19 protein-coding genes, 1 tRNA gene and 1 pseudogene are annotated in these 18,183 nt (G+C 73.7%); 11 read left to right on the top strand and 10 right to left on the bottom strand.

Going from position 1 to position 18,183, the window contains the following annotated elements; translation table 11 throughout:
• The first annotated feature begins 171 nt into the window (after nucleotides 1-171).
• Nucleotides 172-606: a hypothetical protein gene (locus ACFYU0_RS13575; protein ID WP_389300562.1), complete on the top strand. Its 435-nt coding sequence runs from the start codon at nucleotides 172-174 to the stop codon at nucleotides 604-606.
• Nucleotides 607-676: 70 nt separating this feature from the next.
• Here ACFYU0_RS13575 and ACFYU0_RS13570 read toward each other — a convergent pair whose 3' ends face one another.
• Nucleotides 677-1,186 (bottom strand): phosphoribosyltransferase, encoded by a 510-nt coding sequence (locus ACFYU0_RS13570; protein WP_351672550.1) that lies wholly within the window; start codon nucleotides 1,184-1,186, stop codon nucleotides 677-679.
• A gap of 10 nt (nucleotides 1,187-1,196) precedes the next feature.
• Nucleotides 1,197-1,772 (bottom strand): dCTP deaminase, encoded by a 576-nt coding sequence (gene dcd / locus ACFYU0_RS13565; protein WP_351672548.1) that lies wholly within the window; start codon nucleotides 1,770-1,772, stop codon nucleotides 1,197-1,199.
• Nucleotides 1,773-2,294: 522 nt separating this feature from the next.
• Here dcd and ACFYU0_RS13560 point away from each other — a divergent pair.
• Nucleotides 2,295-2,368, top strand: a tRNA-Gly gene (locus ACFYU0_RS13560).
• Between the two features lie 79 nt (nucleotides 2,369-2,447).
• Here ACFYU0_RS13560 and ACFYU0_RS13555 read toward each other — a convergent pair.
• Nucleotides 2,448-2,819 (bottom strand): hypothetical protein, encoded by a 372-nt coding sequence (locus ACFYU0_RS13555; RefSeq protein WP_389300557.1) that lies wholly within the window; start codon nucleotides 2,817-2,819, stop codon nucleotides 2,448-2,450.
• A 557-nt stretch (nucleotides 2,820-3,376) separates the two neighbouring features.
• On the opposite strand from ACFYU0_RS13555, the gene ACFYU0_RS13550 reads away from it, so the two are divergent.
• From ACFYU0_RS13550 to ACFYU0_RS13540, 3 genes are all read left to right on the top strand, one after another.
• Nucleotides 3,377-3,727: a MerR family transcriptional regulator gene (locus ACFYU0_RS13550; protein WP_351672544.1), complete on the top strand. Its 351-nt coding sequence runs from the start codon at nucleotides 3,377-3,379 to the stop codon at nucleotides 3,725-3,727.
• A 217-nt stretch (nucleotides 3,728-3,944) separates the two neighbouring features.
• Entirely contained in the window at nucleotides 3,945-4,283 is a 339-nt protein-coding gene (locus tag ACFYU0_RS13545) for a MerR family transcriptional regulator (RefSeq protein WP_389300554.1), read from the top strand.
• A gap of 230 nt (nucleotides 4,284-4,513) precedes the next feature.
• The gene (locus tag ACFYU0_RS13540) at nucleotides 4,514-4,717 is read left to right on the top strand and encodes a cold-shock protein (RefSeq protein ID WP_007383480.1); all 204 of its coding nucleotides are present in this window, start codon (nucleotides 4,514-4,516) and stop codon (nucleotides 4,715-4,717) included.
• Nucleotides 4,718-4,808: 91 nt separating this feature from the next.
• Here ACFYU0_RS13540 and ACFYU0_RS13535 read toward each other — a convergent pair whose 3' ends face one another.
• Nucleotides 4,809-5,591: a DUF4232 domain-containing protein gene (locus ACFYU0_RS13535; protein ID WP_389300551.1), complete on the bottom strand. Its 783-nt coding sequence runs from the start codon at nucleotides 5,589-5,591 to the stop codon at nucleotides 4,809-4,811.
• A gap of 213 nt (nucleotides 5,592-5,804) precedes the next feature.
• Here ACFYU0_RS13535 and ACFYU0_RS13530 point away from each other — a divergent pair, with 213 nt between their 5' ends.
• The 3 genes from ACFYU0_RS13530 to ACFYU0_RS13520 all read left to right on the top strand — a co-directional run bounded on the left by ACFYU0_RS13530 (nucleotide 5,805) and on the right by ACFYU0_RS13520 (nucleotide 8,613).
• On the top strand, nucleotides 5,805-7,148 hold the full coding sequence (locus ACFYU0_RS13530; protein WP_389300548.1) for a helix-turn-helix domain-containing protein: 1,344 nt from the start codon (nucleotides 5,805-5,807) through the stop codon (nucleotides 7,146-7,148).
• A gap of 128 nt (nucleotides 7,149-7,276) precedes the next feature.
• The gene (locus ACFYU0_RS13525; RefSeq protein WP_351672536.1) at nucleotides 7,277-7,861 is read left to right on the top strand and encodes a sigma-70 family RNA polymerase sigma factor; all 585 of its coding nucleotides are present in this window, start codon (nucleotides 7,277-7,279) and stop codon (nucleotides 7,859-7,861) included.
• Between the two features lie 23 nt (nucleotides 7,862-7,884).
• A complete protein-coding gene (locus tag ACFYU0_RS13520) occupies nucleotides 7,885-8,613 on the top strand; it encodes an anti-sigma factor domain-containing protein (protein ID WP_389300905.1) in 729 nt (242 codons plus the stop codon).
• 100 nt (nucleotides 8,614-8,713) lie between these two features.
• On the opposite strand, the pseudogene ACFYU0_RS13515 reads toward ACFYU0_RS13520, so the two are convergent.
• Nucleotides 8,714-8,860, bottom strand: a pseudogene (locus ACFYU0_RS13515) (RNA polymerase subunit sigma-70); the annotation flags it as partial.
• A gap of 240 nt (nucleotides 8,861-9,100) precedes the next feature.
• Here ACFYU0_RS13515 and ACFYU0_RS13510 point away from each other — a divergent pair.
• Together ACFYU0_RS13510 and ACFYU0_RS13505 are read left to right on the top strand one after the other, a co-directional pair.
• The gene (locus tag ACFYU0_RS13510; RefSeq protein ID WP_389300545.1) at nucleotides 9,101-10,705 is read left to right on the top strand and encodes a molybdopterin-dependent oxidoreductase; all 1,605 of its coding nucleotides are present in this window, start codon (nucleotides 9,101-9,103) and stop codon (nucleotides 10,703-10,705) included.
• Nucleotides 10,706-10,772: 67 nt separating this feature from the next.
• Nucleotides 10,773-11,429, top strand: a complete 657-nt coding sequence (locus tag ACFYU0_RS13505; protein ID WP_389300542.1) for a fasciclin domain-containing protein — start codon at nucleotides 10,773-10,775, stop codon at nucleotides 11,427-11,429.
• 165 nt (nucleotides 11,430-11,594) lie between these two features.
• Here ACFYU0_RS13505 and ACFYU0_RS13500 read toward each other — a convergent pair whose 3' ends face one another.
• Entirely contained in the window at nucleotides 11,595-11,834 is a 240-nt protein-coding gene (locus tag ACFYU0_RS13500; protein WP_389300539.1) for a hypothetical protein, read from the bottom strand.
• A gap of 153 nt (nucleotides 11,835-11,987) precedes the next feature.
• Nucleotides 11,988-12,173: a hypothetical protein gene (locus tag ACFYU0_RS13495; RefSeq protein ID WP_351672525.1), complete on the bottom strand. Its 186-nt coding sequence runs from the start codon at nucleotides 12,171-12,173 to the stop codon at nucleotides 11,988-11,990.
• Nucleotides 12,174-12,423: 250 nt separating this feature from the next.
• Here ACFYU0_RS13495 and ACFYU0_RS13490 point away from each other — a divergent pair, with 250 nt between their 5' ends.
• Nucleotides 12,424-13,482 carry a PucR family transcriptional regulator gene (locus tag ACFYU0_RS13490; RefSeq protein WP_389300536.1) on the top strand — a complete coding sequence of 353 codons (1,059 nt, stop codon included), beginning with the start codon at nucleotides 12,424-12,426 and terminating at the stop codon, nucleotides 13,480-13,482.
• Nucleotides 13,483-13,536: 54 nt separating this feature from the next.
• Here the strand turns inward: ACFYU0_RS13490 and ACFYU0_RS13485 are convergent, their stop codons facing one another.
• The 3 genes from ACFYU0_RS13485 to secD form a co-directional block, all read right to left on the bottom strand.
• Entirely contained in the window at nucleotides 13,537-14,760 is a 1,224-nt protein-coding gene (locus tag ACFYU0_RS13485; protein ID WP_389300533.1) for an NAD(P)/FAD-dependent oxidoreductase, read from the bottom strand.
• A 93-nt stretch (nucleotides 14,761-14,853) separates the two neighbouring features.
• Entirely contained in the window at nucleotides 14,854-15,798 is a 945-nt protein-coding gene (locus ACFYU0_RS13480; protein ID WP_351672519.1) for an RNA polymerase sigma-70 factor, read from the bottom strand.
• A gap of 95 nt (nucleotides 15,799-15,893) precedes the next feature.
• A complete protein-coding gene (gene secD, locus ACFYU0_RS13475; protein ID WP_389300902.1) occupies nucleotides 15,894-18,122 on the bottom strand; it encodes a protein translocase subunit SecD in 2,229 nt (742 codons plus the stop codon).
• Between the last annotated feature and the right edge of the window lie 61 nt (nucleotides 18,123-18,183).

The raw sequence follows: 18,183 nt of genomic DNA, 5'->3' as shown, positions 1-18,183 counted from the left end.
GCTGACCCGCCGGGGGCCTTTCGCGCGGGATTCGGCGGATTTCCCCGGTGAGGCTGTACGGGGGAAAAGAAAGGCGCCGCAGCGTGCCCAGTGATCCTTCGCAGCCCGTCGTGACCATTCTGTCCACCGAAGCCAGGAATTCGGCTCCAGGGACGACGAAAGGTTGGTCGAGTGAAGTTCGCCAAACGATGTGCCGCGATCAGCGCCGCTGTTACGGCCGCGGTCCTCTTCAGCGCGGGCGGCGCCCAGGCGCACGGTGTCGGGGACGCCCTTCCGCTGCTGGACAAGATGACGCTCCTGAAGGTCGCCTACCCCTCGATGGACCAGGTCCGCACGGGCGACATGGCCACCAGGGCCCTGCGGGCCGCCAAGGACGACGGCGCGGGCACCATCACCGTCATCTGCAACCAGCAGCAGCAACAGCAGCAGGCCGCTGCGGACCCCGCCGCCGCCAAGGCGCTGAAGTCCGCCAAGGCGTCCAAGGCGGCCAAGGCGACGAAGACCACCAAGTCCGCCAAGGTCCTGAAGACGGTCACGAAGGACGGCGAGAACACGGTCATCAACTGCACCCAGCAGCAGCAACAGCAGCAGGCGGCCGGGCAGTGACGACGGCGCGCTGACGGCACGTCCGGCGCCCTGCGGCACGAGTCTCCGGGCGCCGGACCGTTCGCGTGTCCTAGAGGGCGTCCTTGGACGGTGTGACCGGCACCCCGGCCCTGCGGACCGGAGGCAGCACGGACCACGGGAAGTTGATCCAGTCCTCGGTGCGCTTCCAGACGTACTCGCACTTCACCAGGGAGTGGGACTTCTCGTAGATCACCGCGGAGCGCACCTCGGCGACGGTGTCGAGGCAGAAGTCGCGCACCAGCTTGAGCGTCTTGCCGGTGTCCGCGACGTCGTCGGTGATCAGCACCTTCTTGTCGGAGAAGTCGATCAGGTTCGGCACGGGCGCGAGCATGACGGGCATCTCGAGCGTGGTGCCGACGCCGGTGTAGAACTCGACGTTGACCAGGTGGATGTTCTTGCAGTCGAGGGCGTAGGCCAGGCCGCCCGCCACGAACACCCCGCCCCGCGCGATGCTCAGCACGACGTCGGGCTCGTACCCGTCGTCCGCGATGGTCTGCGCCAGCTCGCGGACCGCGGTGCCGAACCGCTCGTAGGTCAAATTCTCACGTGCCTGCGTCATGCGGCCGCCCTCACACCTGGGTCCGATGGAAGTTCAGGAAGGACCGCGAGGCGGTCGGCCCGCGCTGCCCCTGGTACCGGGAGCCGTAGCGCTCGCTGCCGTACGGGTGCTCGGCCGGCGAGGTCAGCCGGAACATGCAGAGCTGGCCGATCTTCATGCCGGGCCAGAGCTTGATCGGCAGGGTGGCGAGGTTGGACAGCTCCAGGGTCACGTGCCCGCTGAACCCCGGGTCGATGAACCCGGCGGTGGAGTGCGTGACGAGCCCGAGCCGGCCGAGGGAGCTCTTCCCCTCGAGTCGCGAGGCGAGATCGTCGGGAAGCGTGATCACCTCGTACGTCGACGCGAGCACGAACTCACCGGGGTGCAGGATGAACGGCTCGTCGCCCTCGGGCTCGACCAGCCGGGTCAGATCGGCCTGCTCGATCGAGGGGTCGATGTGCGGGTACCGGTGGTTCTCGAACACCCGGAAGTACCGGTCCAGCCGGACGTCGATGCTCGACGGCTGCACCATTGTTTCGTCATAGGGATCGATCCGTACCCGCCCGGCGTCGATCTCGGCCCGGATGTCCTTGTCTGAGAGAAGCACGCCCCGAGGATACGCAAGGCGCGCGGAGCCCCGACAATCGTGACGGGTCCGCGCGCCTGTGTCCGTGTGCGGTCGGTCCGGTTACCGCCTCTCCAGGGCGACCGGCACCACGCTGCGGAGCCGGGCACACCGCGGACACCGCACGAGCCGGCCGGGCCCCAGCCGCTCGGCCTTCTGCATCGGGAACGACGTGGCGCTGAAGACGTGTCCGTCCGCGCAACGAACGACGGTGCGATCCATCAAATCCCTCAAGTCCCTTCCCCAAGAGCCTCGTCGCCCTGCTGCTCCGGCGACGAAAGCCACATTACGGGATCAAAGAGACGACTCTCCAGGCGGCACTCCGGCCTCGCCCGGCCCCTCTCCCACCCCGCCACGGTACGCCCCAACTCCGTTCCCCCGCAGCGGTATCCCATGCCCCGGGCGCACGTGGACCCCCGGGTCCGGGCACCGGGGGTCCACGATGGGGTACAGTGAGCGAGCGTTCGGGCATCGACTCCGCGGAAGCGGTCGGCCCGTGATCACGCGGGTGTAGTTTAATGGTAGAACATCAGCTTCCCAAGCTGAGAGCGCGAGTTCGATTCTCGTCACCCGCTCCACGAAGAAGGCCCAGGTCGGAAGACCCGGGCCTTTCTGCTGTTCCGGGGCGGGGCCGGGGCGCTCTCAGCCGCGGCGGTGTCACCGGTCGACGTAGCTGAAGTCCCCCACGGTCCAGGCGCCGACGTCCTCGATCGCGACCCGGTACATGCCGCCCGTCTCCGGGATGCCGAGGCTTCCCTGCAGAATCCGGGCGAGGTGGAAGTGCAGATGGGTGGGGGTCCCGCCGCGATCGGACCGGTCGCCTCGCGGGCGGCGGAAGACGTCCGCGAACGGGCCCAGACGGTCCGAGTCCCTGAGGACCTCCGCCACCCGCTCCCTCCATACGACCTCAGGGGCCAGCCGGCCGGTGAGGACGGCGCCGCCGACGACCACGGTCAGCGACATCTGATTGCTTCGCTCGGCCTCGACCGCGGCGGCGATGGCGACGAGCAGATCATCGGGGTTCGACATGGCAACAGAGCCTATGCGGCCCCGCGCGTATCCGAACCACCCGTGGGCCCCCCTCAGTTGCGCACGGCGGGAAGCACCCCCGCTCCCACCGGCGAAGACCGGCCGCGACAGAAGCCTCCTCCTCCGAACGAGTGAAACCTGCTCTCTCCGGAGTAGATATTCGGTGACACCCCGGGTATGCTTCTTCACGTAGGCAAGGTCGAAGAAGGCCCGCCAGACGCGAACGGGCGGGTGGAAGAAGACGGAGTACGCAGGTCAGAGCCGTTGGCTGACCTCGACGCCAGTGAGTTCAGTGGTTGGTCCGAGAGAGGAACGGAGGAGCAGACGCCATCAGGATCGCCCGGTCCGAGGAGCACTCGGTCCGGGTACCGCAAGACCCCGGAATGGATGGTGGTCCCCGGTCACGCAGCTGCGATCCCCGCTCCGCCCTGCCGGGCCGGGTAGCGGAAACAGAAGGTCGGCACAGCAGTAGGGCCGACAGATGGTGTTCAATTTCCTTCGGGGCCCTGGTGCCGTACGGCACCAGGGCCCCTCGACGCGTTGCACATCGAGGTGACATGACATCGGACAACCCCTTGAACGATCGTCTGGACGACGACGACTACCCCGCGTACACAATGGGCCGGGCGGCCGAGATGCTCGGCACCACCCCGGCCTTCCTCCGGGCCATCGGGGAGGCTCGTCTGATCACTCCGCTCCGCTCGGAGGGGGGCCATCGCCGGTACTCCCGCTACCAGCTGCGGATCGCCGCGCGGGCCCGCGAACTCGTCGACAAGGGGACTCCGATCGACGCGGCGTGCCGCATCGTCATCCTGGAGGACCAGCTCGAGGAAGCACAGCGCATCAACGCCGAGTACCGGCGTGCCGCCGGCGACCCGGCGGCCGGCCGCGGCTCCCGCACCGGCTGAACGGGCGTCCGGGGCCGTGTCCGCCGTCCGGCCCCACCCCGCCGACCGCCACGTCCGGTGCGGCCGGCACGGGCCCGCGCGGAAATCTGCAGCGGTGAGGCCACAAGTGCGTGCCTCCCGACGCCAGGGTCGCCGTGCGAGGCGGCGGAGCGCCGAGTCCGCGCCGCACCGGTGCCCCGCGCCCGGACCGCCCTCCGCGCCCCGAGACGAAGGTGCCATGCCCGCCGATAACGCCCCCGTCGCCGGCAACCTCGACGACGACGACTATCCCGCCTACACCATGGGGCGGGCCGCGGACGTCCTCGGGACCACGCCCGCCTTCCTCCGGGCCGTCGGCGAGGCCGGGCTCATCACCCCGCTGCGCTCGGTGGGCGGTCACCGCCGCTACTCCCGCCGCCAGCTGCGCGCCGCCGCCCGGGCCCGTGAGCTGGTCGGGCAGGGCACTCCCGTCGAGGCCGCCTGCCGCATCGTGTCCCTGGAGGACCAGCTCGACGACGCCCTCCGGCTGAACCGGGACATGCGCCGGAAGCTGGACGGGCGCGGCACGAATACCTAGTCCCGCTGGTACAGAATTACCGGGCACGGCGGGACGAGAATTACCCGACGCTCCGGAAAATGCTCAGTCGCCGCGGCCGCGACCTGTGTTAGCTTGCTACCGGTTGCAGTTCTGATTGCCAGAGATTTTTTCTTTGCACGGCTTTCCGGATCTTTCCGGAGGGGTGATCATCGCGGCCACTCGGTTCCGTAAAGTGCGGATCCGGCACTGCCCCTCAAGGGAGATTCAATATGGCATCTGGCACCGTGAAGTGGTTCAACGCGGAAAAGGGCTTCGGCTTCATCGAGCAGGACGGTGGCGGCGCCGACGTGTTCGCCCACTACTCGAACATCGCCACCAGCGGCTTCCGCGAGCTTCAGGAAGGCCAGAAGGTGACCTTCGACGTCACGCAGGGCCAGAAGGGCCCGCAGGCGGAGAACATCGTTCCCGCCTGACGCTGACGCGAGATCGTCGCGAGCCGGTGGTTCGCGCACCCTGTGGCCGGGGCCCGCACCTTCGAGGTGCGGGCCCCGGCTCGTTCGCGTGTCACCAGTTCAGGGCGTCGTCCATGGTCGACTGCCAGTACGAGACCCGGATCGAGTCGTCGACGTACACGCCCTTCGCGGGCAGCGACGGCCGGGCGGCGGTGTTCGCGCCCGTGTCGAAGTAGACCTCGAGCGACTTGGCCGTGTAGCCGTGAGAGCCGCTGCCGTCGCCGGCCGAGAGCCGGACACCGGCGTAGCCCGACTCACCGGGCGCCAGCGTGACCACCGCCTGCGGCTTGGAGTCCTCGTAGGCCGCCGGGACGGACTGGGCCTCGCCGAACCGGACCGCCGGGTAGTACAGGAGGTCGCAGTTCTTCGAGCCGGTGTTGGTGACGGTGAGGAGCAGGTGGTTCAGGGGGCGGGAGACCACCGTCGCGGTCGTCCGGGTGGCGGAGACGGAGCAGCGGGCGGAGGCCGTCCCCGCGCCGTTCGAGCCCGGCGCACCCTTCGCCCCGGACGACCCGCCGGCGTCCTTCGAACCCGTGGACCCGGAGGAGCCGGTGTACCCGGACGCCCCCTTGGCCCCGGACGAGTGCCGGGCGCCCGTGGCGCCGTTCGAAGCGGCCGCACCGCCGGCCGCGCCGTCCGCCGAGTCGGCGGAGCCTCCCCCGCTCACCTCGGACGAGTGCGCGGCGGAGGCCGTGGGCGCCTGCGTGGCGGCGGAGCCCGCCGCCGCGCCCTCGTCGTGGAGGTCCCCACTGCTGTCGCAGGCGGTCAGCGTCAGCGCGGCGGCGGCGAGTGCGGAAGCGAACAGCAGACGGGTGCGGCGGGTGCGAGCGGACATGGGATCCCCCTTGTGCGTACGGGTGTTGGCGTGGGCCGCTCCTCCGGGACCCGGGGGCGGCGTGCTTGGATGGCCCCAGCTTGTGCGGTGCTCCGTCCCGGCCGCCAGGACCGCCGGGACATCCGGGACGCTGGAATGCCCGCAACAGCTCTGACCTGCTGAAATGACCTCCCCCTGGAACGGGGGCGCGGGACGCCTGGAGGGGACGGAACGGTGACGGGGGACGATTTCCCGGAGCTGCTGGGCCGGTTGAAGGAACGGTCCGGGCTCAGTTACGGGGTGCTCGGCAAGCGGCTGCACACGAGTGCGTCCACGCTGCACCGGTACGTCAACGGGGACGCCGTGCCGACGGACTACGCGCCCGTGGAACGGTTCGCACGGCTGTGCAGGGCGACGCCCGAGGAGCTGGTGGAACTGCACCGGCGGTGGGTCCTCGCGGACGCCAAGCGCCGGCAGAGGCCGAGCGGGGCGGCGGAGGGGACCGGAGCCGCCGCGGCCGAAGCGACGGCCGCGACGGAGCCCGCCGACGGGCCGGCGGAGCCCGGGACGCCCGTGTCCGGGACGCCGGACACGGGCGACGGAGCGGAGCCCGACGAGGCGGCGGGGGCCGGGGGCCGGGCCGAGGGTGCGCCGGTGCGTTCGGCGGCGGCCCACTCGGCGCGGCGGCGTACCGTCGTCCTCGCCGGGATCGGGGTGGCCGCCGCCCTGGTGTCGGCCGCGCTCGTGGCGAACCTCCTGACCGACGGCGGCGAGCAGCGCCGGGCCGGCGCCCCGTCCACCCCGGCGGCGGCCTCCCGGCCCGTCTCCGGGAGTGCCGGCGCCTCCGAGCCGGCCGGTGCGGGAAGCGGTTCGCCGTCGCCGTCGCCGTCCGCATCGCGCGGCGCGAGCCCCCCGCCGTCCCCCTCCGCCTCCCGTGGCGGTGGGGGCGGATCGCCGCAGGGCGGCGCCGAGGACGGGGCCACCGCGCCCGCCGTCGCCGTCGATCCGTACAAGTGGGAAGACCCGTGCACTCAGCACTACCTGATCGACCGGCAGCCCGAGCAGGTGCCTCCGCCGCCGGGTGAGCCGGACGCGCGCGGGTGGGTCACCGCGCTGGGCGGGGTCGCCGGCGGCCGGCAGATGCTCGCGCTGACCGTGCAGGGGACCGGCAGGGCCACCGTCGTCCTGGAGGACCTGCATGTGCGCGTGGTGGAGAAGAGCGCGCCGCTCGCCTGGAACGACTTCGCGATGGGCGTCGGGTGCGGCGGCGGCGTGGAGACGGCGTCGTTCGGGACGGATCTCGACGCCGGGCGACCCACGCTCACCCCGAAGGCGGGTCAGCGCGACTTCCCGTACAAGGTGAGCGAGTCCGACCCCGAGGTCTTCTACGTCTTCGCGGACGCGCGGGCGCACAACGTGAGCTGGTACCTGGAGCTGGACTGGTCCAGCGGTGCCCGGCACGGCACCGTGCGCGTCGACGACGACGGCAGGCCCTTCCGCACCAGCGGGAACGTGGGACGCCCCGCGTACAGCCATCCGCTCGGCTCCTCCGAATGGGGGCCCTTCCAGCCGGGGTGAGGGCGGCCCGGCGAACAGGCTTCGGGCCGCCCTTCGGGGGTATCCGCGCTCTTTCACCGCCGGGACCAATCCGCGGCCTCCCCGGGACCGGATTACGTCCGGAGATGTCGCAACCGCGGAGGCCCTTTGTGAGAGAAGCCGTGTTCATCGGCGTGAATCCCTCGTCCGAACCTGATCTGCAGGAGCTGATGGGCCGTGTCGCCCTCGGCGACGAGGACGCGTTCGCCTCCGTCTACGACGCCGTGGCCGGTCCCGTGCTCGGGGTCGTCCAGGCCGTGCTGCGTGATCCGGCCCAGTCGGAGGAGGTGGCGCAGGAGGTGCTGGTGGAGGTGTGGCGGACCGCGCCCCGCTACCGGCCCGAGATCGGGACGGCCCGCAACTGGGTGCTCACGCTCGCGCACCGCCGTGCGGTGGACCGGGTGCGCTCGGTGGAGGCCGCGGCGGCCAGGGACCACAAGGCGGCGCTGCTGGCGCGGACGCCCGAGTTCGACGAGGTGACCGAACAGGTCGAGGCCAGGCTGGAGCGGGAGCAGGTGCGGCGGTGCCTGCGCACCCTGACCGAGATCCAGCGGCAGGCGGTGACGCTCGCCTACTACCGCGGGCTGACCTACCGCCAGGTCGCGGAGGCGCTCACCCTCCCCCTCGGCACGGCCAAGACCCGGCTGCGGGACGGCCTCATCCGGCTGCGCGACTGCCTGGGGGTGACCGCGTGAACACGACCGCCGACCTGCACCGGATGACCGGCGCCCACGCCCTGCACGCCCTGCCCGACGAGGAACGCGCCGCGTTCGAGCGGCACCTGGCGGACTGCGAGCCGTGTGCGCAGGAGACCGCCGAACTGGCCGCCACCGCGGCCCGGCTGGGGCTCGCCGCCACCGTGACGCCCTCGCCGGCCCTGCGCGGGCAGGTCCTGCGGCGGATCTCCTCCGTCCGGCAGGTACCGCCCGGCCCGAGCGGGGTCCGTGCCGGGGGCCGGTCCGGGAAGCGGGCGCGGCTGCTGTCCCGCTGGGCCCTGGCCGCCTGCTTCGCGGCGGCCGCCACCCTCGGCGGCACGACGGTGTGGCAGCACCAGCGGGCCGAGGACGCCCTGCGGCAGGCGCGCAGCGCCCGGCAGGGCACCGCCGAGATCGCCGCCGTGCTGGCGGCGCCGGACGCGCGGACCCGGACCGCCGCCCTGGGCGACGGCGCCACCGGCAGCGTCATCGTCTCCCGGGAACGGGACAGGGCCGTGTTCGTCGCCTCCGGGATGGCCCGGCCGGCCGGAGGCAAGGTCTACCAGCTCTGGTTCGACGACAAGGGCACGATGCGGTCGGCCGGTCTCATGGATCCCGGCCGCACCGACCAGGCCGTGCTGCTGCGCGGCGGCGTCGACGGCGCCTCGGGCATGGGGGTCACCGTGGAGCCGGCGGGCGGCTCCGAGAAGCCGACGTCCGCGCCGGTGGCCCTGCTGGGCTTCCCGGCCTGACGGCCGGACCGACGCGGCGCGAGGGGCGGAGCCCGGTGGCAGCGCCGGGCCCCGCCCCGGGTCAGACCAGGCCCGTCACGGTCACGGTCACCCGTGCCGCCGCCAGCCGGATCAGCGCCGGTGCGTGGCGCTGCACGAGCACCGCGAAGGCGTCCTCGTCGCCCTCCGCGGCCCGGACCGTGAGCAGGGCGTCGTCGGTGACGCCTCCACCGTCCGGTGGTGCGGTCGGTGTGCGGGCCCCCGCCACTGGGCGGCTCCTCTCGTCCGGTCTCCTCCACTTGGACACCTGTGCGCCGTGCCTGTGACGCACGACTTCTTCGGCGGCGGGGGCACCGGCGGATGCACGACCGGCGGGGCCCACGGATCATCGGGCCCTCGAATTTCCTCTTCATCCGTAGCGGCGCGGGGTGTGGATTGGTGCGGAAAAAAGATTCACTCGATCGAGGCAAAGGCCAATCCGGACCCCCGGCGGAACCGGATTCCCCACGTGACCGACGACGAGAAGGAACCGCGCAGGCCCTCGGGGCCGCTCCGGGTGACGGCGGGCGCGCTCGCCGGCGCCGTCGCCGGCTTCGCCTCGCTCGCGACGGCCGAGCTGGTGTCGGTGGCGGTCCGTCCGCAGGCGGGGCCCGTCGTCGCGGTGGGAGGGGCGGCGATCGACCGCACGCCCGCCGCCGTGAAGGACTGGGCGGTCCGGAATTTCGGAACCGACGACAAACTGGTTCTGCAACTCGGAATTCTGGCGGTGCTGACGCTTTTCGCATGCGCCCTCGGAATCACCGCGCTGCGCTTCCTGCGCACCGGCGCGGCGGGCGTCGTGCTGTTCGGCTTGGTCGGTGCGCTGGCCGCGACCGGCCGGCCGGACTCGCGCGGCCCGTCCGACGCGCTGCCGTCACTCGTGGGCGCGGGCGCCGGAGCGGCCGTCCTCCTCGTCCTCGCGGCCCGGCTCGCGTGGCGGGAGCCGGCCCCCGCGGACCGGCGTACCGGCGAGGGTTCCGGCGACTGGGACCGGCGCGGGTTCGTGCTCACCGCCACGGCCGCCGCCGTCGCCTCCGCCGGGGCGGGCGCGCTGGGCCGGTCGCTGAACGGCGCGAGGGGCAGGGACGCGGTCGCCTCCCGCGACCGGCTGGTGCTGCCGGCGCCCGGCTCGCCCGCGGACGCCGTCCCCCGGGGCGCCGCTCTGCGGATCCCCGGGGTGAGCCCCTTCATCACCCCCAACGGCTCCTTCTACCGGGTCGACACCGCGCTGGTGGTCCCGAAGGTGGACGCCACCACCTGGCGGCTGCGCATCCACGGCAAGGGCGTGTCCCGGCCGGTCGTGCTCTCCTTCGACGAGCTCCTCCGCCGTGACCTGGTCGAACGCGACATCACCCTCACCTGTGTGTCCAACGAGGTCGGTGGCCCCTATGTGGGGACCGCGCGCTGGACCGGGGCCCGGCTGGCCGACCTGCTGGCAGAGTGCGGGGTGCGGCCGCCGTCGCGCGGCGGGCCGGCCGACCAGCTGGTGGCCCGCTCGGTGGACGGCATGACCATCGGCAGCCCGGTCGAGGACGTCATGGACGGCCGGGACGCGCTGCTCGCCGTCGGCATGAACGGGGAGCCGCTGCCGTTCGACCACGGCTTCCCGGTGCGGATGGTGGTGCCGGGGCTCTACGGGTTCGTCTCCGCCTGCAAGTGGATCACGGACCTCGAGCTGACCACCTTCGACGCCTACGACCCCTACTGGGTCGAGCGCGGCTGGGCCCGCAGGGCGCCCGTCAGGACCCAGTCCCGGATCGACACCCCCAAGCCCTTCGCGCGGCCCGCGGCCGGCCCGGTCATGGTCGCCGGGGTCGCCTGGGCCCAGCACCGCGGCATCGGCAGGGTCGAGGTCCGGATCGACGACGGCCCCTGGCAGGAGGCCCGGCTGGCCGCCGAGGACAGCCGTGACACCTGGCGCCAGTGGTCCCTGCCCTGGCGGGCCGCCAAGGGCGCCCACACCCTCACCGTGCGCGCCACCGACCGCTCCGGCCGGGTGCAGGCCGAAAGACGCACCCGCACCGTTCCCGACGGCGCGAGTGGCTGGCACTCCGTCGTGGTCACCGTCGAGTGACCGTCCCGACCACCTCTTTTCCCCATGACAGGCGGCTCCGGCCGCCGCTACCGACAGGAGAGAACCGATGAACTCCCGTATCCGCTGTACCGCCGTCACCCTGGCCGCCGCGGCCACCCTGCCGCTCGCGCTCAGCGCCTGCTCCGACGGCGGCAGCGACTCCGGCAAGTCCGACTCCGCGCCGAAGGCCTCCGCGTCGGCGTCGGCCGGCGCCGCGGACGACGGCATGGGCAGCTCCGCGTCTGCCGTGGACCAGCCGTTCGGACCCGCCTGCTCCTCGGTGCCCAAGGACGGCGCCGGTTCCTTCGACGGCATGGCCAAGGACCCGGTGGCCACCGCCGCCTCCAACAACCCGGCCCTGTCCACCCTGGTCTCGGCCGTGAAGAAGGCCGGTCTGGTCGACACGCTCAACAACGCGCAGAACATCACCGTGTTCGCGCCGACCAACGACGCCTTCAAGAAGATCCCCAAGGCCACCCTGGACAAGGTCCTGGCCGACAAGGCCCAGCTGACGAAGATCCTGACCTACCACGTCGTCGGCCGGAAGCTCGCGCCCAAGGACCTGGAGAACGGCTCCTTCCCGACCCTGGAGAAGTCGAAGCTCGCCACGTCCGGCTCCGGTGAGTCCTACACCGTCAACGACTCCTCGAAGGTCGTCTGCGGCAACGTCAAGACCGCCAACGCCAACGTGTACATCGTCGACACGGTGCTGATGCCCTCCTGACGGCGCACCCGACGGGGCCCGGACCGCGCGGTCCGGGCCCCGTCCGCGTTCCGCCGGATCCTTCCGCTGAATCCGCGTCACAGAGGCGGCCGGGGCGGGTGGGCGCCGGGGCGGGCCCACACGGCTCCGTCGCCCCCGGGCTCCACCGCCCGGGCCGGGGGCCGCCTACGCCGGGGCGGTGAACCGCCGGCGCACCACGACGAGGGCGATCCAGCCGGCCAGCATCACGAGGCCGCCCCGCGGGGGCCACAGGCCGCCGGCCAGGGTGCCGAAGGCCGCCAGGGAGGCGCCGGACAGGACGACGGCGGCCACCGCCGACTCGGCGCGGAGCCGGCGGGCCGGGCGCGTGCTCGCCGAGGGCCTGACGAGCTGACGGCCGAGGAAGGCCTGCGCGGCGTTGACCACGGCCAGCAGGGCCGCCAGGACACCGAGGGAGACGAACGCTATGGACAGGGCGCGAAGTTACACCGCCCGTACGGCGCGCCGGACCGGCAGGGGTGTCCCCGGCGCCGTGGGCCGGGAGCGGGCGTCATCGGGTCCGGGTGCCCCTCGCCGAGCTCACCCGCGTTCCCGCCGGGACGGACGCTCCCCGCGCTCCACCGGGTGCCAGTCGGCGCCCGCAGGGGGCGCCGCGGACCTCCAGGACGGCGTCATCCGGCGCCGGTCCCGGCGGATCAGTACAGCCGTGCAGAGCGCCGTGATCAGCGCGGCCACGGCCGGCGGGATCAGGAACGACGTCATCATCGGGCCTCCCGGGTGCGGACGTTCACGGCCTTCGGTGCGGGCGGCACGGTCGGCGGCGTCCGATTCCGGCCCGGTGCCGGGCACCTGCCGGTGTCCGGCACCGGAGCCGTCCGTGCTGCTCCCCGCACGTCATGCTGCCCGACCGGCACCGGCCGGCGCATTGCCGGTTCCCGGCAACGTTCACTAGGGTCAGCGTGCCGGGGGGCGCTGAGGGGCCGTCACCGGAATCCTGGGCACGCAGGGGGGCGGCATGGCGGAACGGGAGATTCCCGAGCACTTCCTGGAGGGCTACGCCCACATCCTGGCCGAGGTGTCGGCCACCGGGCGGCGCCTCACCCGCCCCGAGCTGGCGTCCCGGCGCGCCCTCGGGGAACAGGCCGCCGAGGCCGGGTACGGGCTGCGCTCCCTGGTCGGCGCCCACCTCGCCGCGACGCGGGCCGCCTGGCCGCGCTCACCCGGCTCCGCCGACAGCGCCCTGGCCGCCGTGCAGCAGGCGGTGGACGCCTTCGCCGAGGGGTACGAGCGGGCCCAGCGCCTCGCCGTGCGCCAGGAGGAGGCGGCGCGGCGGGAGTTCATCGACGACCTGCTCTTCGGCCGCAGCGATCTGGGCAGGCTCGCCGAGCGCGCCGAACGCTTCGGCCTGCGGCTGTCCCACGCCCACGCCGTGGCCGTCGCCCAGGGCCCCACCGGCTACGACGAGGGCGACGCGGTGCCCCGGCGGGTGGAGCGGGCGCTGATGGCCCGCTTCGGCCACCGCGAAGTCCTGCTGACCACCAAGGACGGCCGGCTGCTGTGCATCGCGCCCGGCCACGAGGACGAGGTGCTGCCCTACTTCGCCGAGCAGGCGCACGCCGCCACCGACGGCGGCCGGGTCGCCGTCGGCCGCCCGCAGCCCGGCCCCGGCGGGGTGGTCCAGTCGTACGAAGAGGCCCTGAACGCCCTGGAGATGGCCGAGCGCCTCGGGCTGCGCGCCCCCGTGCTGTACGCGGCCGACCTGCTCGTCTACCCGGTCCTCGCCCGCGACCGCCAGGCCCTGACCGACCTGGTCCTGGGCACCCTGGGCCCGCTCACGACCGCCCGCGGCGGCGCCCGGCCGCTGCTGGACACCCTCACCGCCTACTTCGACTCCGGCTGCGTCGCCGCCGAGGCGGCCCGCCGGCTGTCGCTGAGCGTGCGGGCCATGACCTACCGGCTCGACCGCATCCGCAGGCTCACCGGCGCCGACCTCTCCGACCCGGCCCACCGCTTCACGCTGCAGACCGCCACGATCGGCGCCCGGCTGCTGGACTGGCCCGCGACGGAGCCGTGACGAACGGCGGGCGGCGGGCGCCCCCACCGCGAGGGCGCCCGCCGGGCGGCGCGGTCAGGCGACCGCCTCGGCGGCCTGCTCCGCCTCGGCCGCCCGGTCCGGCCTGCCCGCCCGGTCCGGCTGCCGTACGACGCGGCGGCGCCGGCTCGGGACGCCGAGCGTCGGGTTGGCGACGCCCCAGACCGCGCCCTTGCAGACCAGCTCCTTGTAGAAGACCGCGAGCCGTCCGGTCAGGGCCGCCCGGACGGCCCGGTCGTCGGCGGTGACGTACTGGATCAGCCCTTCCCCGCGGCCCAGCGAGACGCACTGGTTGAAGTAGTTCAGCCGCGCCTTCGGCGGCCTGCCGCCGGTGAGGCGGGCCGCGATGGCGTCGGCGGCCTGCCACGCCATGGGCACGCCCGAGGCGCAGGACATCCGCAGCGGCTTGTCGCCCGCGCCCGTCGCCATGGCCGCGTCGCCGACGGCGTACACGTCCGGGTGGGACACCGAGCGCATGGTGCCGTCGACCACGATCCGGCCGGTGTCGGTGACCTCCAGGGTGGTGGCCCGCGCGATCGGGTGGACGGCGAAGCCGGTGGTCCACACGGTGACCGCGGCGGGAACGGACCCGCCGTCGGCGGTCACGACCCGGTCCGCCTCGACGGCGGTGACGGCGGTGTGCTCGTGCACGGTGACGCCGAGCCGGCCGAAGACCTTCCGCAGGTGCGCGCGGCCCTTGGGCGACAGCCAGTCGCCGAGGGCGCCACTGGCGGCGAGGGCGACGTCGAGGTCCGGGCGGGCCTCGGCGATCTCGGTCGCGGCCTCCACGCCGGTGAGGCCGCCCCCGACCACGACCACCGCCCGACCGGCGTCCAGGCCGGCCAGCCGCTCGCGCAGCCGGAGCGCGCCGGCCCGGCCGGCGACGTCGTGGGCGTGCTCGGCGGCGCCGGGGACGCCCTGGTCGTTCCAGCCGCTGCCGAGGGCGTACACGAGCGTGTCGTACGCCAGTTCCTCGGCGCCGTCGGCGGTCTCGACGGCCACCGTCCGGCGGTCGGCGTCGACGCCGGTGACCTTCGCGATGCGCAGTCGCACCCCGGTGCCCGCGAACATCTCGCCGAGCGGCCGGGGCGGCAGGTCCTGGCCGGCCGCGAGCTGGTGCATCCGGACCCGTTCGACGAAGTCGGGCTCGGCGTTGACGAGGGTGATGGCGACGTCTTCGGGGCGCAGCCGCCGGGCGAGGCGTCCGGCGGCGATGGCCCCGGCGTATCCGGCTCCGAGGACGACGATGCGGTGCTGCATGTCCCTGCTCCTGTCTTCAGCGGATTCGCCCCTTGAACCGGGCGGCCCGCCGTTTCCTGACAGGTTCGGGGTGTGAAGCAGGTCACATCCGTATCAGAAGATGGTGAGCAGGGGTTCTCCGTGGTCGGCGGCCGCCCAGCGCTCGGTCGCGCGGACGAGCTTGTCGGGGTTGGCCTGGCTGCGGAAGGCGGCGATGCCGTCGGCCGTGACCTCCAGGCACAGGACGCCGATGACCCGGCCGTCGAGGACCGCCACGACGGCGGGGCCGCCGTTGGCCGTGGTGGCGTGGATCTCCGGCGAGCCGCCGACCAGGTTCCGCTTTCCCTTGCCGGGCTTGAACAGACCGCGCATGAACTTCGCGACCGCGAGGGCGCCCTCGAACGCCTTGGTGCGGGCCGGGACCTTGCCGCCGCCGTCGCCGATCGCGACGGCGTCCTGGGTGAGCAGCCGCACCAGGGGCTCGGTCCGGCCGCTGGTGGCGGCCGCGAGGAACTCCTCCACGATCCGCCGGGCGGCGGCCTCGTCGATCTCGGTGCGGGCCCTGCCCTCCGCGACGTGCTTCCTGGCGCGGTGGAGGATCTGCTGGCTCGCCGCCTCGGTGAGGTCGAGGATCTCGGCGATCTCCCGGTGCGGGTAGTCGAACGCCTCCCGCAGCACGTACACCGCGCGCTCGTTGGGCGACAGCCGCTCCAGCAGGGTGAGGACCGCGTACGAGACCGACTCGCGCTGCTCGGCGGTGTCGGCGGGGCCGAGCATCGGGTCCCCGGCGAGCAGCGGCTCGGGCAGCCACTGGCCCACGTACGTCTCGCGCCGCGCGCGGGCCGAGGTGAGCTGGTTCAGGCACAGGTTGGTGAGCACCTTCGTCAGCCAGGCCTCCGGCACCTCGACACGGTCGGTGTCGGCGGCCTGCCAGCGCAGGAACGTCTCCTGCACGGCGTCCTCCGCCTCGGCCGCCGAGCCGAGCAGGCGGTAGGCGATGGCCTCCAGGCGGGGCCTGGACGCCTCGAACCGGTCCACGTCGTGCACGGTCAGCGCCATGGTCCCGGATCCTAGCCCGCGCGGGGCGGGAACGCCGGTGGCCGTTCGGCTCCGGTCCCGCCCCGCGGGCGTCCCACGGCTGCCGCCCTCCCCCCTCAGCCCGCGCCCCGCCGGCGTCCGCCGGTCCGGTTCTGGAGTTCGATCGCCACGGGCGCGGCGACGAAGACCGAGGACCAGGTGCCGACCGCGAGGCCGATGAGCAGGGCGAGGGCGAAGTCCGTGAGGGAGTCCCCGCCGAGGACCGCGAGGGCGGTGAGGATCAGCGCGGCTCCCATGCCGGTGTTCACGGTGCGGGGCAGCGTCTGCAGGATCGCCTGGTTGGCGACCCGGCGCAGCGGGGAGCCGCGGTGGCGCCGGCGCAGTTCGCGGATGCGGTCGAAGACGACGACGGAGTCGTTCACCGAGTAACCGATGACGGTCAGCAGGGCGGCGAGGAACACGCCGTCCACCGGCTTGCCCAGCCAGGCGAAGACGCCCAGCAGGATCACCACGTCGTGGGCCAGCGCGGTGACCGCCGCGGTGCCGAGCACCCAGCGGAAGCGGGCCGCGAGGTAGAGGAGCTGGGCGCCGAGGGCCAGGGCGAGCGCGATCAGGGCGTTGCGGCGCAGCTCCTCGCCGAGGCTGGGTCCGATCAGTTCGTCGCGGACCCGGTCCGCCCCGCCGCCGAGGGCGCCGACCGTCCGGGTGACCTCGGCCGCCTGGGCGTCGGTCAGCGCCCCGGTGCGGACCGTCAGCCGGTCCTCGCCGGAGGACTGGACGACCGCGCGGGGGAACCCGGCGTCGGCGAGCGCGGCGCGGGCCCGGTCCGGGTCGACCGGGGCGCCGGTGGTGTACTCGGCCAGCCGGCCGCCGGTGAACTCGACGCCGAGGTCCAGCCCGCGCAGCCCGATGCCGGCTCCGGCGAGGGCCAGGAGCACGGCGGAGGCGGCCAGCCAGCGGCGGGGCCGGCGCATCAGCTGCGGGTCGCGGCGCAGCAGGCGGTCGCGGACGGGGCCGGTGGTGGCGATGCCGCTGAGGTGCGGGCGGGCGCGCAGCCAGGGGCGGGACGCGGCGTGGTCGGCGAGGACCCGGGTGATGAGCAGCGCGCTGACCATGGAGGCGAGGACGCCGATGCCGAGGGTCACGCCGAAGCCGCGCACCGGTCCCGAGGCGAGGAAGAACAGCAGGGCCGCCGCGATCAGGGTGGTGATGTTGGAGTCGGCGATCGCGCTGAAGGCGTTGCGGAACCCGGCGGCCACCGCCGAGCGCGGGGTGGGGCGCTGACGTGCGGCGTGCTCCTCGCGGGCGCGTTCGAAGACGAGCACGTTGGCGTCCACGGCCATGCCGATCGCCAGGACGAACCCGGCCAGGCCCGGCAGGGTCAGGGTGGCGCCGAGCGCGGCCAGGGCGGCGTAGGAGACGAGGCCGTAGCAGAGCAGGGCGAGGGCCGCGAGCATGCCCATCAGCCGGTAGACGGCGATGACGAACAGCGAGGTCAGGGCGGTGCCGATGACGGCCGCCCAGGTGCTGGCGGCGATCGCCTCGGCGCCCAGGGTGGGGCCGACGGTGCGCTGCTCCACCGTCTCCACGGCCACCGGCAGGGCGCCGCCCTTGACGAGCAGGGCGAGTTCGCGGGCCTCGGCGTCATCGAAGGAGCCGGTGATCTGCGTGGAGCCGGCGGTGATGCCGGTGCCGCACGCCACCGAGGGGGCGACCTCCGGCGACGAGATGATCTTGTCGTCGAGGACGATGGCGATACGGCGGCCGGGGTCGCCCACCGGCTTGCAGGCGGCCTCCCCGGTCAGCCGGGCCCACTCGGCGCGGCCGGCGCCGCCGAAGTCGACGGTGATGTGCCAGCCGGCGCCGGACTCCTGGTCGAAACGGGCGGCGGCGTCCGTGACCTGCTGCCCGGTCAGGGCGGCCTCGCCCAGGCGCAGTCGCCGGCCCGACTCGTCGGGCAGGGCCGGCTCCCCGGTCCGGTCCTGCCCGGCGGCGACGCCGGTCACGGGGTGGATGGTGAGCTGCGCGGTGCGGCCCAGTACCTCGGCCGCCCGCTTCGGGTCCCGTACACCGGGGAGTTCGACGATGATCCGGTCGTCACCGGAGCGGACGAGGCTGGGTTCGGCGACGCCGAGCGCGTCGATGCGGCCGCGCAGCACCTCCAGGGTGCGGTCGGTGGCCTCGCGGTCGGCGGTGGCGGTCGGGGTGGAACGCGTCTGGAGCACGATCTGGGTGCCACCGCGCAGATCGAGTCCGAGACGGACCGGCACGGTGAGGGCGATGTACAGCGACACGGCGATCACGGTGAGGGCGAGCAGCGCCCTCACCCGGGCGGAGCGGATCAACACGGGCCTCCGGCGGGCATGCCACGGCTGCGGCCGTACGGCCGCGGCGGATGGCACAGGT

Origin of the sequence: Streptomyces sp. NPDC003720 (genome assembly GCF_042875075.1) — a bacterium.
Taxonomy (GTDB): Bacteria; Actinomycetota; Actinomycetes; order Streptomycetales; family Streptomycetaceae; genus Streptomyces.
The sequence above is the reverse complement of the archived record's forward strand: the minus strand, read 5'-3'. Positions and strand labels throughout refer to the sequence as shown.